Consider the following 15,929-nt stretch of genomic DNA (forward strand, 5'->3'; position numbering starts at 1 on the left):
GTAAAATATAAATATCACAACATGCTTTGCAATAGCGCAACCATCAATAACCACAGTAATACTGCTTGTTTGACTAAGGTTAAGCTCGCTGCAATGTGTTTGCTTTGCACTGTTTCACCTTCGCCTAGTTGTGGTGAAACCACGGTTTTACCGAAATAGACTGCACTACCGCCTAAACATACTTGCATTACGGTGGCGCCAGACGCCATCACCCAGCCACCATTATGGCTTTTATAATCCTTACTCTGATGATAAGCGTTGATTAATGCACGCTTAGCCGTACCATTAAAGAGACCAATCACCGAAAACAATACCGCGGTTATTTTCGCACTGACAAAACCTAATAAGTCATCCATGCGAGCGCTACATTTACCGAAGTAGTTATATTGCTCGTTTCGGTATCCCCACATAGCATCTAATGTATTACTCAATCGATGGATGATAACCAGCGGTGCCCCACCGAGAACAAAATAAATTAAGGTGGCGGTTACCCCATCGTGACCATTTTCTAACATCGATTCTGTAGTCGCACGACTGATGGCTTGAGCATCCAATTCACTGGTGTCTCGACTAACAATGTAAGAGCAAAAGTGTTGTGCCTGTGCTAAATCACCTCGACGTAAAGGTTGATATATTTGCATGCCGTGTTGATTCAAACTATTTAGTGCCACAGCCCAGTAAACAATGTAGATGTTGATTAACATTATGAGGTAAACAGGTAAGATCCACATTAACAACAAATAAAGTAAAGGCAGTGGTAACACTAAAATAGCCCAGCTAAGCACACCTTTAATGAAGCGTTGCTGTGGCGTACCTTTATTTAATTTTTTCAAGAATATTGGCTAAATTACCAAATAAAACCAGTGGATGATAACGGTTAGGTTCGCCAATAATGTGATCTATAACCAAGGCAAACACAAGAGTAAGAAAAACTATCATAGACTGCTAAAAACACCGGTCTCTTGATCGTAACTTAATGCAATCAGTTCTGCATTTTTATAATCATAGCCAGTACTTGCGTTATTCTGAGTACCTGAACTGGGAGTTAGGTGAGGAATAAACTGCGCCATAAAACAACGTAAAATATCGCCATGGATAACAATTAAACTGACCTCTTTTGCTGCATTTTCGAGTTCATCTCTTAATGTACTTTCAAAACGGGCTAATAGTTGTTTTGAGCTTTCACCCTGCATAGGTTTACAGTCGGTTATCTGAGAAGTGATTTCATCATAATCGCTTAAGGTATTAACTTGATAAGTAAACTTACCTTGCCAATCACCAAAATGACGCTCTTCAAATCCTTTGATTGGAATAGGAATAAGGCCTAAAGCTTGCCCACAAATATCCGCAGTCTGAATCGCTCGCCCCAATGGAGAAGTCAAAATTTGCGTAATATTTAACGGACGGCATTGCTCTGCTAATAATGCAGCTTGTTGTTTGCCTTGATCCGTAAGAGGACTATCGAGTTGACCTTGAATACGCTGTGCAACATTCCATTCCGTCTGTCCGTGACGGGCAAGATAAAAAGTAGTTTGGTTATTCAATGTACGCTCTTAAATTGATAAAAGTGAAAAGTATACTTACTGTCATACCAATCATAGTAAGTAACTGATCTATTTTACTTGTTAAAACAACTTATTTTTTCGTTGTAAGTTTCGTATAGGGAACAACCATTTACATCAACTTACGCCTCAAACTAAGCCATTTTTCCGGCGCAAAATTTAGAGCAGTTATTTAATACAATTGGTATAAGACAATCATAATAAAATTTGATTCAATAGACTAACTGATTTTAATGTATCTAAGCCATTGAATATAAATACATAGTATAGGGAGGTCAATGGTAAATAAACAGTTATCAAGATAGTTGATAACTGTTTATTAAGACTACTTACTGTTGCAGTAGCTCAGGGCTTAAAAACGCAGAGGTTATTTACGATGTGCTAAGGCTTCACCTTGTACACCATTTTCAATTCGCTCTTTTTCTTCGTCCAATATTTCTTGCGGGAACTGCCCCATAAAACAACAACAAACACCTTCACCGATCATGGTTCTTGGGCCTAATGGGTGCGCAATATGTTTATAAACCCCGTGGCTATGTGGCTCGCTGTGACTATGATCATGTGAGTGACCATGTTCATGAGAATGGTCATGTGAATGACTATGGCCATGTTCATGCGAATGATCGTGTGAATGGCTATGGTCATGAGAGTGATCATGGCTGTGTGCTTCAGGATCTTGGTATTCTGCATGGTGATGATGTACATCCACTTCACCCGCGGCTAAACGACGTTTAAATGTTGCCATTAAGTCTTCGCCCTGAACCGGTTTATCATCCATAATATTACGAACACGTACTTCAAAGGCATCAATCACTTTGTCGTGGTCACGTAAGTAAGGTGTATTGATGAATTCAACTTCAGGATTATCTTTTGCTACTTTATCAATGTAACCTGAGATACGTTTGATTAAACGGCCTGTAAACAAGAAGTATGGCGCAACTACAATACGCTTATAACCAAGCTTTAATAGCTTCTCAAGACCAACACCTACCGAAGGGTAAGTCACACCAGAGTAAACGGTATCAGCCCAACCAAAGCCCATATTTTCACTCACGATACGCGTTAATTTTGCCGCTTCAGCATTGGCTTCAGTATCTGAAGTACCGCGTCCAACAACCACCAGCATAGTATCGTAAAGTTCTTTAGGTGGATTGTTTACATCTAAACCTAATGACTCGTAAATACGTGCTTGAAAAGCATTAATCATTGGCTGTTGTAAGCCTAATTCTTGACCATACGTTACTTGTAGACCTTCGTTTTTTTCTTCGAAGGTGGTTAATACTGAAGGAATGTCATTTTTCGCATGGGTTGCTGCGAATAACATACCTGGTACAGCATATATGTGATTAACACCTTGAGCTATTAAACTGTTTAACCCCATGTGAATATTAGGTGCAGAATATTCTAAAAATCCGTACTCAACAGGCATATCTGGAAAACGTTTTTTTAAGCCTTCAGCCACTAATGAGAATTCTACTTCAGCATCTTTATCACGGCTACCGTGACCACACACCATAATGCCTTTTTTAACTAGTTGTTCATTCATTTTACATCTCTTTTCTTATCAATTTTTTGCGGGGTCTAATTTGGCTGCCATGGTACCAATAGCCATAAAAACAGCAACGTTAACCTACTATTTATTACACTTTTTCTGGCCAACTATTCTCAAACAAAAATGTTTCTATTGGCGCAGCCTCGCCCCACTTTTGTTCTATTAACATTGGCTTTTCATAAAACTTTTCAACATGCCCAATACATAAAATCGCAATAGGTCGGCTGTCCGCTGGCATATTCAATAAATTAGCCAATTGAACTGGCTCAAATAATGACACCCAGCCTAACCCAATCCCTTCTGCCCTTGCCGCTAACCACATGTTTTGAATCGCACAGGATACTGATGCTAAGTCCATATCTGGCATGGTTCGACGACCAAACACATGCTTTTCACGACCATCGGGTAATGCAACAACAATTAACTCTGCACATTCAGCAATGCCTTCCACTTTTAATTTTAAGAACTCGCTTTTACGCTCATCCAATAAATCTGCAGTTGCTGTTCGCTCGGAAGCAACTAGTTGTTGAATATCACTTCTTAACTGTTGACTAGTCACTCGAATAAACCGCCATGGTTGCATCAAACCAACACTCGGCGCTTGATTCGCAACGGTTAATAATTTTAACAATAACCCTTCTTCTAAAGGTTGTGGGCTAAAGTGACGCATATCTCGACGCTCTTTAATCACTTTATAAATGGCCTGCTTTTCGCTGTCTTGATAACTGTGCTGGCTCTTCATGACTTACTCTCTTGCATTTCATCACACTGTAACAATAAGTCTTGTAGCTTTTCTTGATATTCATCAGGTGCTTGCCATAAACCACGTTGCGCCGCTTCCATTAAACGCTCTGCCATCTCTTCCATTATTTGTGGGTTATTATCTTTTAAAAATTGTTGGTTAGTTGGATCCATCAATAGGGTATCGGTCACTTGCTGATATTGATAATCGGCTATCAAATCCGTGGTTGCATCATAAGCAAACAGATAATCCACTGTCGCACCCATTTCAAAAGCGCCCTTATAACCATGTTCACGCATCGCTTCTATCCATTTTGGATTTAATACGCGTGAACGTAACACTCGGTTTAGTTCTTCTTTGAGCGTTCTGATCACTGGTTTACTTGGATTGCTATGGTCACTATGATAAATGGTGGGCGCTTTGCCTGAATAGACTTGTGCCGCATTGCTCATACCGCCTTGAAATTGGTAATAATCGTCTGAATCCAGCAGATCATGTTCACGGTTATCTTGGTTCTGTACCACGACGTCGATATTGCTTAATCTATCTAAAAACGCTTCCTTAGCCTGCACGCCGTCTTTGTCACTATTTCCGTAGGCATAACCGCCCCAGTTTAAATAGGCCTCCGCTAAATCACTTTTCTCTTCCCAACAACGTTCATCAATCAAACCTTGTAAACCTGCGCCATAGGCACCAGGTTTTGATCCAAACACACGATAACTTGCTTGACGTTTAGCTTGCGTAACATTCATACCATCAGCAATTAATTGCGCTTCACGTTGTTGAATATTATGCTGAATTAAATTGTTATTACTCGGCTCTTTAAGTTCACTAATAGCCACCACTGCCGCATCAAATAACGCCATTACATTTGCAAAAGCATCACGGAAAAAGCCAGATACACGCAGCGTTACATCAACGCGAGGTCGATTCAGTAGTTGGAAGGGAATAATTTCAAAATCGACTACGCGGTGACTGCCTTCTGCCCAAATAGGTTTTACGCCCATTAAAGCAAAGGCCTGCGCGATATCATCACCGCCAGTTCGCATGGTTGCTGTTCCCCATACTGATAACCCCAGTTGTTTCGGGTAATCACCATGTTCTTGTAAATGTCGATGTATTAACGCTTGTGCTGATTGATGACCTAACACCCACGCGGCTTTAGATGGAATGGCACGGTTATCAACGGAATAGAAATTACGCCCAGTAGGCAAGGTATCTAATCGTCCACGGGTTGGCGCGCCACTGGGACCTGCTTCGATGAACTTACCATCAAGCCCTTCGATAATCGCATTTAATTCATTATCAACACTTTGCTGTAATGCTTTATAGATTGTCTCTTGCGCGTAAACCAATAAAGCATGCGTTGCGGGGAACTCAATCAATTCAGCAAGGTCGTTATTCGCTAATAAGTAATGCTCTACCCACTGTAAAGCCAACAGCTCTAAACGCTCCGGGTATCTGCGGTACTGCGCCATAATGAATCACAGACAGTCGCCAATAAATCAGGTTTAAGCCCAGTCCAATTTTCACGGCCTGCGCTTAATGGGTCAAATAACTCACCATCAACTAATAACGAAAAGTCATTGACCAAACAATGTAAAATGCCTTGATTAATATACCCTTCCCCACGTGGTAAACGTAATAAGGCTATTAAGGTATTTGCGATTTTATGGTTCTCTGGTAACTCCCCTAAAATATGCAAGCCATGGCGAATTTGTGACTCTTTAATATCACACAAGTAAGTATCTAATTCTTCTAACACTTGGTTATCATCACCACGTGCTGCTTCATTTAATTCATCTAATATATTAGTGCTTTGTACTTTCTCTAAAATCTGCTCTCGTAACCAAACTTCACGGCGTGTATCTAAACCTTGTGCTTGATAGTACTCATCCACTAGCCCTTCTAGTTCAGCCATATCCCCGTAAGTTTCTGCACGCGCCATGGGCGGCATTAAATGGTCAACGATAACTGCTTGTGTACGACGCTTTGCCTGCGCCCCTTCTCCAGGATCATTAACGATGAATGGATAAAAGTGAGGCATAGGACCTAATACCGCATCAGGCCAACACTCGTTAGATAACGCTAAGCCTTTGCCAGGTAGCCATTCTAAATTACCGTGTTTTCCCACATGAATAACGGCATTCACTTGGTAAGTAAAACGTAACCAAAAATAGAAGGCTAAGTAGTTATGTGGTGGCACTAAATCAGGGTCATGGTAATTAGCTAACAAGTCGATATTAAAACCACGAGCAGGTTGAATACCTATAAAGGTTTCGCCTAAACGGATCCCTGCGATCATTAAGCGTCCATCACGGCATTTTAAATCGTCTTCAGGTTGCCCCCAACGTGCCGTAATCGCTTGTTGGCTGACTAAAGGTAATGCCGCAAAGTATTGTTTATAATCTTTTAAAGATAAGCTTTGCCAACAGGCTAAATGATGTAAGGTATTTGGGTTATTGGTGACAGACTGTAATAATTGCTCAATCAATTGATTACCGTTTTCTGGCACATCCCCCACTGGATAACCTGCAGCTTTCAATTTATTCAGTATATTGACCGTTGAATTGGGCGTGTCTAAACCAACACCATTGCCTATTCGCCCATCTTTTGTGGGATAGTTTGCTAAGATCAACGCAATGCGTTTATCTTGATTAGCCGTTTGAGATAACTGAATATATTTTTTAGCCAGCTCAATCACAAATAGTGCACGCTCTTGATGTAATTGATATTGTACTAAAGAGATCTGTGTTTTTTCATCGTAAAACGCCTCACTTTTGAAGCTAATGGCACGCGTTAAGACTTTGCCATCCATTTCCGGTAACACCACTTGCATAGCGATATCACGGCTGCGTAAACCTTGCTTATAATCTTGCCAATCTTCTAAGGTACTGCTGGAGAGTACTAGCTGTAGAATCGGAATATCTACGTCAAATAAACGTGTAAAACTATTAGGTTGTGAGCTTAACCCAGGTGTACTGACGGTGTTTGATGCAAAACCTGTGGTGTTTAAGATGAGGCGACAATGATGTTCGACGATCAAAGCATTTACCACGGTCATTGCTTCAGGATCTTTTAATGAGCTGATCACTATCGGTAGTGGATTCAAGCCATTATCAGACATTAATTGAATAAGTTGATCAAACATCTGACAGTTAGCGGACTGTAAATGGCTACGATAAAAAAGTAGCGCAACCACTTGCTGTCCAGCTTGCCATTGTATTTTATCTTGATTATAAAACTGCGCGACTGGTAGGAATTCAGCTTCTTTCGACTGCACTGAAAGCTCAAAAAATTGCTGGTTTAAAAAGGTAAATAACTGCGCACTATTATCAATACCACCTGCTCGACAGTAACGCCAAACTTGATGCTGAACTTGCGCTGACACAGTAGATAACTCAATCAACTCTGGGTCGATATTGTCATCACCGGGTACTAAAATAAGATGACGATTAGGCGCTTCTTTTGACCAACGAATCAGTCCATCCACACCATATTGCCAATACGCTTTGCCACCTAACAACGACACGATCACAACCTGCGCTTGCTCTAGTACTTTATCTTCATAAAGGTCGAAGGCCGCTGGTTTTAATAAGTTAGTCCAATTCACTAAACGCGTTTCTACTAAAGCGTGAGCTTCAGTGGCTGTTTGATATCCTGCAGAAAGCGCGGTTAATTGACTATCGGCTGCGCTGAACACCACTAACGGTGCCGGAGATTGTGCTAAATCCACAATCCCCTCTTGCTCAACAAACCCGCCCGGTTGTGCTGCTAATAGGTGCATTAACGATTAAACCTCAGCGCTTTTTAGAATAGCAGTCACGGTTGCTTGATCTAAACCTTTACCGATTAATACTAATTCTGTTTTTGGCGTTTCAGTCGCTTCCCATAAACGGTCAAAATGCACATCTAAACGTTTACCAACTGCTTGTAATACTTGACGCATTGGTTTGTTTTCAACGGCTGCAAAACCTTTAATACGAAATAGATTAAATTCATTTAACAGCTTTTCTACGTTAGCTTTCAGTTTGTCAGCATTCACTTTACCCAAGCTGATCACCATTGAATCAAAGTGATCATGTGCGTGGTCGTGATGTGCGCCATGAGCATGATGATGATCGTGGTGGTTATGCACTTTATCAATGTTTTTCTCAGAACCTGCATTGATACCAATTAAGACTTCTAGTGGTACATCACCATTATTGATATAAGCGGTTTTTACAGAGCTTGGTAGACGTTTTTGTACTACGCCTTTAACACGCAATTGCTCTTCTTCATTTAATAGATCGCTTTTACTTACTACTACTAAATCAGCAGAGTTAAGCTGATCATCTAATAGCTCTTGTAAGCTTGGATCGTGATCTAAACTTTCGTCCATAGCACGTTGTTTTAATACTTTATCTTCATCAGCAGCAAAACGACCTGCCGCAATAGCTGGACCGTCTACCACAGTGATAACTGCATCCACTGTGCAGTGCTCTTTAATACCCGGCCAGTTAAAGGCTTGTACTAATGGTTTTGGTAAGGCTAAACCCGACGTTTCAATCAGGATATGGTCGATTTGATCACGGCGCTCAACCAGTTTTTCCATCACAGGTAAAAACTCTTCCTCAACGGTACAACAGATACAACCATTAGCGAGCTCGTAAATACCATCTTCGCCACCGACTAGTTCTGCCGCTTCATCTTCACATTCCAGTGGGCAGCTGCGTAGTAGTTCTGAATCGATATCTAACTCACCAAACTCATTCATGATCACGGCAATACGTTTGCCTTTAGCTTTTTTAAGTAAGTTAGCCAGTAAAGTTGTTTTACCGCTGCCTAAGAAACCGGTCACGACTGTGGTTGGAATTTTGTTTAATGAAACGTTACTTGCTGACATTGTTTACCTCTAACTCTTCAATGGAAAGTGTATTCTTACGACGACGAAATATATTCGGTTGCTCTTTTTTATACAGGTATGAATCTTGGAAGTTGGTGGTATCCAATACATGACCTACTAAAATAAGGGCAGTTAATTTAAAGCCTTTTGCTTCTACTTTGTCTGCGATATCCACTAAAGTGCCTGTCACTTTATCTTGGTCAGGCCATGAGCTTCGGTAACAAACAGCAACAGGGCAATCCTCACCATAATGTGGGATCAATTCCGCCACTATTTTACGAATTTTGGTGATACCTAAATGGATAGCTAGTGTTGCTCCACTTTGAGCAAGCTGTGGTAAACGCTCGCGTTCTGGAAAAGGTGTTTTACCTTCATAACGCGTCATGATCAGCGTTTGCGATACACCTGAAAGTGTGAGCTCTTTGCCTAAATAGGCAGCAGAAGCAGCCGTTGCACTAACACCAGGTACCACTTCATAGTCGATACCGTGTTTTTCTAAACGACGAATTTGCTCTGCGATAGCGCCATATAATGCAGGATCACCACACTGTAGACGGGCAACATCTTTGCCCTCTTTTGCAGCTTCTACAAAGTAAGCTTCCATCTCATCTAGATTGATCTTAGCGGTATCAACAATCAACTCTGCGCTGTCTTCAACATCTTGTAATGTTTGACGCGGAATTAATGAACCTGCATACAAAACAATAGGGCACTGCTTTAATAAACGTGCGCCTTTAATGGTCATCAACTCAGGATCACCCGGCCCTGCACCGATAAAATAAACTTTCATGTTGAATCCTTCTTAATTAATACTTTTAGCTTTAAATATCACTTTTAACGCAGAAATCGCTTGAAGTGCGACGCTATAATTTCTTTTTATAACCACGTGGCGTATAAACCCATGACTTATCACCATTAATGATATGGCGAGACTCACTATTACCCACACTGACTAAAGTAAACATATCAACATCTTTCGCATCCAATTCATCTAAACGGATAATACGAATCGTTTCATCTTCACGGGTTAACTGACGGCCTAGTAACACAGGTGTAGATGCTGGACGATATTTTAATAACACGTCACGAGCATGGTTAAGCTGCCAATCACGCTTTTTCGATACCGGGTTATAGAAAGAGATAACAAAATCCCCTTCACCAGCACTATGGATACGCTTATCGATGGTTTCCCATGGTGTTAAAAGATCCGACAAACTCACAGTACAGAAATCATGCCCTAACATGGCACCAATGCGACTTGCACCAGCTTGCATCGCAGATATACCCGGTACAACGTCAATCTCAACATCTAACCATTCAGGGTGTTCTTCTAAGCCTTGAAGTTGTCTATCTAACAATTCAAAGACTAAAGTCGCCATGGCATAGATGCCAATATCACCACTTGATATAAGTGATGTGGTTTTGCCGCTTGCCGCTAGATCTAATGCTAGACGCGCACGACCAATCTCTTCCCCTAACGGTAAATCATGGTGTACCTTGTTATTACAAGGCTCTCCTAATAAGTCTAAATACAGTCCATAAGCGACTAAATCAGTACTTTGCTCAACCGCTTTTAATGCTTTTGGTGCGACTAAATCTGCATTTCCTGGTCCCATACCGACAACAAAAAGTTGTTTTTTTAAACTCATTTTATTTCCTAGTTTTTAATGTTCTACAGGCTATAACTTCTGGCGATTGCACAGGTAGCTTGTTTGTTTTTATGTTTATTAAGTAGTAACTCACTACCGTTATTAGTTAATTGTTGGGCTTGATACAGTGCCGCAGACTCTGCTACGCCATATACTCCAACGGTTTTTAAAATATAATCAGACTTAGTGGAAAGGCGCCCTTCCATCGTGCTTAAGGTCTTTGCATCAAAAGTTAAGTAAGGTTTTTGTAATGTTTCAGCTAAGCCAATTAACCCCACTTCATCGCTCTTAATATCGATACTGGTAATGGCACTGATATCATCGATGGTTAACCCAGCTTTCACTAAACACTCATTTAATAAACCTTGTAAAACTGCCTCAGGGCAGTGGCGCTCACAGCCCATACCTACAACATATTTAGGTTTTAAGTAACTATTAGCTGTGGTTAACACCAGTTGGTTTTCAAGTAATTCGCTAACTTGTCTCGCTAATTCATTCGCTCCACCTTCGTGACCGGATAGTAGCGGGATCACAAATTGCCCTTGCTCATCTAAAACCAACACCGCAGGGTCGTTATATTTATCCTTTATCACTGGCGCTAAAGTTCGCATCACAATACCCGTTGCGCAGATAAAAATAAGCATATCACCTTGTGTAAAGTAGCTTTGTATATGCTCTTTAAAGGGCGTTGGTTTATAGCAAACGTCGCTATTTATAGGTGTTGAAGCACTATCTAAAAGGTGTTGTAAACGCCTTGCTAGCTGTAACCCCACTTCTGTTAAACAGATAATACGGATCACGCCGTGAGTTCCTCACGGGTGATCACAAATAGTGAGAAGTATGGTCCAGCAACATTGTCTAACTGATTTAAATCTCGAATTATTTTTTGTTGGTCACGACTGATATATTCCAAATAATTGGCATCATCAAATCGCTTGGTTTCTTTTAATAGGCTAATTAGACGTGGACGTTCAATCCCCGCCTTCATGATCACAACCGCATCATGCTCTAATAATGCCGCTTTAACTTTGGCATCACTATGACGTCCTGTGATCACTGCAAAAGATTGTTTTAATACCGTTAATGGCAGTTGTAATTCAGCTGTTGCCGCAACAAAAGCAGGTACACCAGGAATGACTTGTGATTGATACTGACTTTCTAATCGCTCTAATAGATAGGTAAATGATCCAAAGAATAACGGGTCACCTTCACATAAAAAAACCACGGTTTTACCTTGCTTAAGCTCAGCTTGAATTTGCATAATCGCTTTATCATAAGCAGCATTAGCAGCAACACGCTGACGCGACATAGCAAAACGTACCCCTAAGTGCTGTTGTGTTTTAATCGGATCTTTTAATGCTTCGCTGGCAATGGTTAACGCCTGTGATTCCCCTGCTTCATTCTCTAAATAACAGATCACATCGGCGGCTTGAATCGCACGAAATGCTTTTAATGTTAATAGCTCAGGGTCACCAGGACCGACACCCACACCAATAAATAATGCAGTTTTGGGTGTTGAGGTTAATTCACTCATGACATTACCTTCTTCGCCTTTTTAGTGAAACTAAATAAACTTACCGCTAGCGCTGGACGATAAGCTAATTGCCCACCCAAAGTTCTGCTTTTATTAACGGCAATCTGTAATGTTTCTAATTCAGCGTCTTTTAATGTTTCACGCTGAGAATAAAAATCTAATAATTGTGACTTAGTTTTTTCCATTACAGCAGAAACAACAATTTGACCATTATCAGGCAACTTCGCCCATAACTGAGTTAATAACTGAGGCAATTCACCATCACTACCGCCAATAAAGATTTTATTTGCAGCAGGTAAATTAGCTAAGCCTTGAGGTGCACGTGCTAAGTGTGGTTTTAAGTTACGTACTACACCAAATTTTTGTTGGTTTAATAACAAGCAATCAAAACGTTCTTGGTGATGTTCGATGCTATGTATTTTTGCCTGTGGCTGCCAATATGCTAACTCTACAGATACACCACCACAACCAGCACCAATATCCCAAATTAAATCATCTTTACTTGGTTGTAATAGCGATAAAATAGCTAAACGCACTTCTCGCTTGCTTATCATGCCCTTGCTACCTAATTCACCAGTTTCAAAGTCGTGATCCTTAATCCCAGGAAACTCCGGTAAATAGCCTTTATTCGGACCACATAAAACAAAAGAAACATGTAACGGGTCAAAACTCTGTTCATTTTCTGCTGTGTCATCTAATAAACTCGCCACTGTAAATTTAGATATTTTTTGGTCGCTATAACCTAAACGTTCACAAACAATAATTTCCGCTTCAGGAAACCCTGCTTCACGACACACTTCGGCAAGGTGTTCAGGCAGACTCTGGTTATCGGTTAGTAATAACAAGGTTTGTTGCGCTTTTAGTGCCACTTTTAATCTAGCTAAAGGACGACCATGTAAACTCACTACATTCACATCTTGTTGTGAAATAGATAAGCTGTGACAAGCTTGAGTAATGCTTGAAATAGCAGGGAAAAAGCGCACTGATGCATCTTTGAAATGTTTGCTGATCCAAGTACCTATACCGTAATAAAGTGGATCACCCGAGCCTAATACCACTACATTTTGTTCTGTTTCAATTAATGCTTGTAGCTCTTTTAATTTAGGTAAAATCTCAGTTCTTGGCGGAAGGTTATCGGCCTTTGGCTCTAGATCTTGTTGCTCGCCCTCTTCTAGTGTTGCGATAGTCGGTGGAACGGCTAAGTATTTCTCTAATGTTAATAATTGACGCTCAGAGCCAATCACTAAATCTGCTGACTGCAGTGCAAATAATGCTTGTTCACTAAGCATCGCATTTTCTGCAACACCTAAACCAATTACGGAGATCTCGCGAGCGCCAGTTGCAAGTGTTCTAGCGTGCTTACTTGAGCCTGGAGTTAACCCTAATTTACTTGCTAACTTACTGAAAAAATTAATCATTAATATAATTCCCCTTTAATACAACGTAATAAGGCATTACAACTTGCACTTGATACTGCGCTACCACCTTCGCGGCCCAATAATGTAATGCATTCTATGCCTAGTGTTTGGTGAAGATCCCATAGCGCTTGTTTAGATTCTGCGGCGCCAACAAATCCAACTGGCATACCGATAATCAAAGCCGGTTTCGGCGCACCTTGGTCAATCATTTCTAATAAACGAAACAGTGCAGTAGGTGCATTTCCAATGACCACTACACTGCCTTCTAAATAAGGCAACCATGCGGTTAATGCTGCCATAGTTCGTGTTTCACCAGTTTCCTTTGCGCGCTCAGGGACACCTTGTGCATTCAAAAAGCAGTAAGGATCAGTTTTAATCATTCGCTTGGTGATCCCCTGTTTTACCATCTCCACGTCACATAGGATTGGTGCGCCTTTTTTTAAAGCCGCAATACCAGACTGGCAAGCATTCTCACTGAACTTAACCTGTGTTGCGACTGCTGGAATACCAACACTATGCACAACACGCATTACCACTTGTTGGGCTTCTATAGACAAGTGCTCTAGGTCAGTTAAGGTTCTGATTTGACGAAAGCTTTCATTTTCGATCAAACTGGGATCGTGGATATAATCAAATTTCATTTTTTGCTCAATTACTCTGGTGTTAGGTGTGTCTGCTGATTCAGATAAAGTCAGTGATGATTGTAATAAAGCAATGCAACTTGCAGCATCATCAAACTGATAAGTTAAGGCTTGCAGATCTGGACGTTTAAATTGATAAACGGGAATATTGGCTGATGCAGCGGCTTCAATCTTGGCATAAGTGGCATCACCACCACTGTTTTTACTGATCACCGCATCAATATGATAAGTGGCTAATAACTGTTTTTCATCTTCAAGATGAAAAGGACCAATCGCTTTTAACCAAGTGACATTAGCAGGTAAAATGATTTTAGCTGGCATCGCAGTACGTAATAACACTTGCTTTGATTGTGTAGATAAAGCATTAATCACTTGTTGTGATACTTGCCCTGCAGTGATGAATAACGAATCATGTTGAGCAACTTGTTCAATTAAACTAGGCCAATCATCGACCTCAATCCAATTGTCCTGCGCTGTTTTCAGCCATGCTTTACGATGAAAGCGGATAGCGGTAACAGACAAAGCTTGAGTGACTGTAGCAATGGTATTACTCATAGTTTGAGCAAAGGGATGAGTAGCATCAATAACATGCGTTATTCTATTGTCTGTAAGGTATCTTGCTAAGCCGCGAAACTGAGTAAAACCACCGCTAATAGACAAACAAGGTACCGTAGCTTTACGCACAATTCCTGCAATGCTGTAGATAACATCAAAGCCTAACCTATGTAATTCAGTTGCTAATTTTCGCCCGTCAGCTGTACCACCAACTACTAAAACTCTCATTGGTTAGCCTCGGTTTGATTGATTATCTTACCATCGGCATCGAACTTATCTTGATGACTATTAGCCACAAACAACCCTTTTCGATTCACTGCCCATACTTCTACCTCAATGGATTCATGAACAATGGTTTTAGCAAACTTTAAGGCTTCAATACACACTACAGTGGCGATATCTAAACCTGCTTGTTTGGTCATATTAAGCACTTGGATAGTGGTGTTTGCGCTTATAATTTGTTGTTGTAACTCGGTACTAGCACCTAGATTTTTTGCAATGGTTGCTAACTGCTCAAAGTCGATACTGGATTGGCGACTGTTAAGATCTAAATGTCCATTAGCTAACTTGGTTAACTTACCAAATCCTGCACTAATACTGAGTTTTTGAATACGGTTACCTGATTTAGGGTCGATTTTTTCACGGCGCAAATATTTCATCATGGCACCAACAAAGTCGCCCATTTCAATCAGGCTGATCTCATCCATTTGATAAAACGCTTTAATGGCATGTTCACTGGCAATACCCGTTGAAGCCGCTAAATGGGTGAAACCATTCACTCTCGCTACATCAATGCCTTGATGAATAGACGCAATATAAGCGGCGCAAGAATAAGGTCGAACAATACCTGTAGTACCTAAAATTGATAAGCCACCAATAATACCCAATCGGCTATTCATGGTATTAGTGGCAATTTGCTCACCGTTGACAATGCCCACTGACACTTCAAAACCACCTTGATACTGATATGCCTGAGCATAATGTTCAAGGTGCTCTGTCATCATTTTTCGAGGCACTGGGTTAATCGCAGGCTCACCAATCGCTAACACTAACCCATCACGGGTTACTGTTCCGACACCTTCAGCCGCTTTAAAGGTAATACCTGTTGTTGGCTGTAAGCGTAATTCAACAAATAACGTAGCGCCATGTGTGGCATCAGGATCATCTCCAGCATCTTTAATGGTACTAGTCCGTATACCTTGTTCAAGCGCTTGATAATCAATAATATCAAGGTTAACCACTTCACCTCTTGGCAAGGTGATTTCAACGCTGGCAGGTTGTTTGTTGGCTAATAACGCACGCACAGCAGCGACACAGCAAGCTGTTGCACAACTTCCTGTGGTTAAACCATTACGTAATGGTTGCTCTGTTTCGCTTGTTTCCGGCCACAT

Annotated in this window: 14 protein-coding genes; all 14 read right to left on the minus strand. The window is 40.9% G+C overall.

Translation table 11 applies throughout. The features are described 5' to 3' along the window. Window positions 1–14: 14 nt before the first annotated feature. Window positions 15–833 (minus strand): cobalamin biosynthesis protein CobD/CbiB, encoded by an 819-nt coding sequence (locus ACLKL2_RS07330; RefSeq protein ID WP_413693904.1) that lies wholly within the window; start codon window positions 831–833, stop codon window positions 15–17. 102 nt (window positions 834–935) lie between these two features. After that, the gene (locus tag ACLKL2_RS07335) at window positions 936–1,544 is read right to left on the minus strand and encodes a histidine phosphatase family protein (protein ID WP_413693905.1); all 609 of its coding nucleotides are present in this window, start codon (window positions 1,542–1,544) and stop codon (window positions 936–938) included. Window positions 1,545–1,929: 385 nt separating this feature from the next. Continuing rightward, the gene (locus ACLKL2_RS07340) at window positions 1,930–3,108 is read right to left on the minus strand and encodes a sirohydrochlorin chelatase (protein WP_413693906.1); all 1,179 of its coding nucleotides are present in this window, start codon (window positions 3,106–3,108) and stop codon (window positions 1,930–1,932) included. Window positions 3,109–3,202: 94 nt separating this feature from the next. Then, on the minus strand, window positions 3,203–3,856 hold the full coding sequence (gene bluB, locus ACLKL2_RS07345) for a 5,6-dimethylbenzimidazole synthase (RefSeq protein WP_413693907.1): 654 nt from the start codon (window positions 3,854–3,856) through the stop codon (window positions 3,203–3,205). Then, complete coding sequence (locus tag ACLKL2_RS07350; protein WP_413693908.1) at window positions 3,853–5,334, minus strand: cobaltochelatase subunit CobN; 1,482 nt, start codon at window positions 5,332–5,334, stop codon at window positions 3,853–3,855. The genes bluB and ACLKL2_RS07350 overlap by 4 nt, the downstream gene beginning before the upstream one ends. Continuing rightward, window positions 5,301–7,643: a cobaltochelatase subunit CobN gene (cobN, locus tag ACLKL2_RS07355; RefSeq protein ID WP_413693909.1), complete on the minus strand. Its 2,343-nt coding sequence runs from the start codon at window positions 7,641–7,643 to the stop codon at window positions 5,301–5,303. Before cobN ends, ACLKL2_RS07350 begins: the two co-directional genes overlap by 34 nt. 6 nt (window positions 7,644–7,649) lie before the next feature. Further along, on the minus strand, window positions 7,650–8,741 hold the full coding sequence (gene cobW / locus ACLKL2_RS07360; RefSeq protein WP_413693910.1) for a cobalamin biosynthesis protein CobW: 1,092 nt from the start codon (window positions 8,739–8,741) through the stop codon (window positions 7,650–7,652). After that, window positions 8,728–9,531, minus strand: a complete 804-nt coding sequence (gene cobM / locus ACLKL2_RS07365) for a precorrin-4 C(11)-methyltransferase (protein ID WP_413693911.1) — start codon at window positions 9,529–9,531, stop codon at window positions 8,728–8,730. The genes cobW and cobM overlap by 14 nt, the downstream gene beginning before the upstream one ends. Window positions 9,532–9,604: 73 nt before the next feature. Continuing rightward, complete coding sequence (cobJ, locus tag ACLKL2_RS07370; protein WP_413693912.1) at window positions 9,605–10,390, minus strand: precorrin-3B C(17)-methyltransferase; 786 nt, start codon at window positions 10,388–10,390, stop codon at window positions 9,605–9,607. Between the two features lie 23 nt (window positions 10,391–10,413). Further along, window positions 10,414–11,190: a cobalt-precorrin 5A hydrolase gene (locus ACLKL2_RS07375; protein WP_413693913.1), complete on the minus strand. Its 777-nt coding sequence runs from the start codon at window positions 11,188–11,190 to the stop codon at window positions 10,414–10,416. After that, the gene (gene cobI, locus ACLKL2_RS07380) at window positions 11,187–11,924 is read right to left on the minus strand and encodes a precorrin-2 C(20)-methyltransferase (RefSeq protein WP_413693914.1); all 738 of its coding nucleotides are present in this window, start codon (window positions 11,922–11,924) and stop codon (window positions 11,187–11,189) included. Before cobI ends, ACLKL2_RS07375 begins: the two co-directional genes overlap by 4 nt. Then, window positions 11,921–13,342 (minus strand): precorrin-6y C5,15-methyltransferase (decarboxylating) subunit CbiE, encoded by a 1,422-nt coding sequence (gene cbiE, locus ACLKL2_RS07385; protein WP_413693915.1) that lies wholly within the window; start codon window positions 13,340–13,342, stop codon window positions 11,921–11,923. Before cbiE ends, cobI begins: the two co-directional genes overlap by 4 nt. Next, complete coding sequence (locus tag ACLKL2_RS07390) at window positions 13,342–14,766, minus strand: precorrin-8X methylmutase (RefSeq protein WP_413693917.1); 1,425 nt, start codon at window positions 14,764–14,766, stop codon at window positions 13,342–13,344. The genes cbiE and ACLKL2_RS07390 overlap by 1 nt, the downstream gene beginning before the upstream one ends. Next, window positions 14,763–15,929: a cobalt-precorrin-5B (C(1))-methyltransferase gene (locus tag ACLKL2_RS07395; protein WP_413693918.1), complete on the minus strand. Its 1,167-nt coding sequence runs from the start codon at window positions 15,927–15,929 to the stop codon at window positions 14,763–14,765. Before ACLKL2_RS07395 ends, ACLKL2_RS07390 begins: the two co-directional genes overlap by 4 nt.

The sequence above is a fragment of the Psychromonas sp. KJ10-2 genome (genome assembly GCF_047323255.1).
Lineage (GTDB): Bacteria > Pseudomonadota > Gammaproteobacteria > Enterobacterales > Psychromonadaceae > Psychromonas.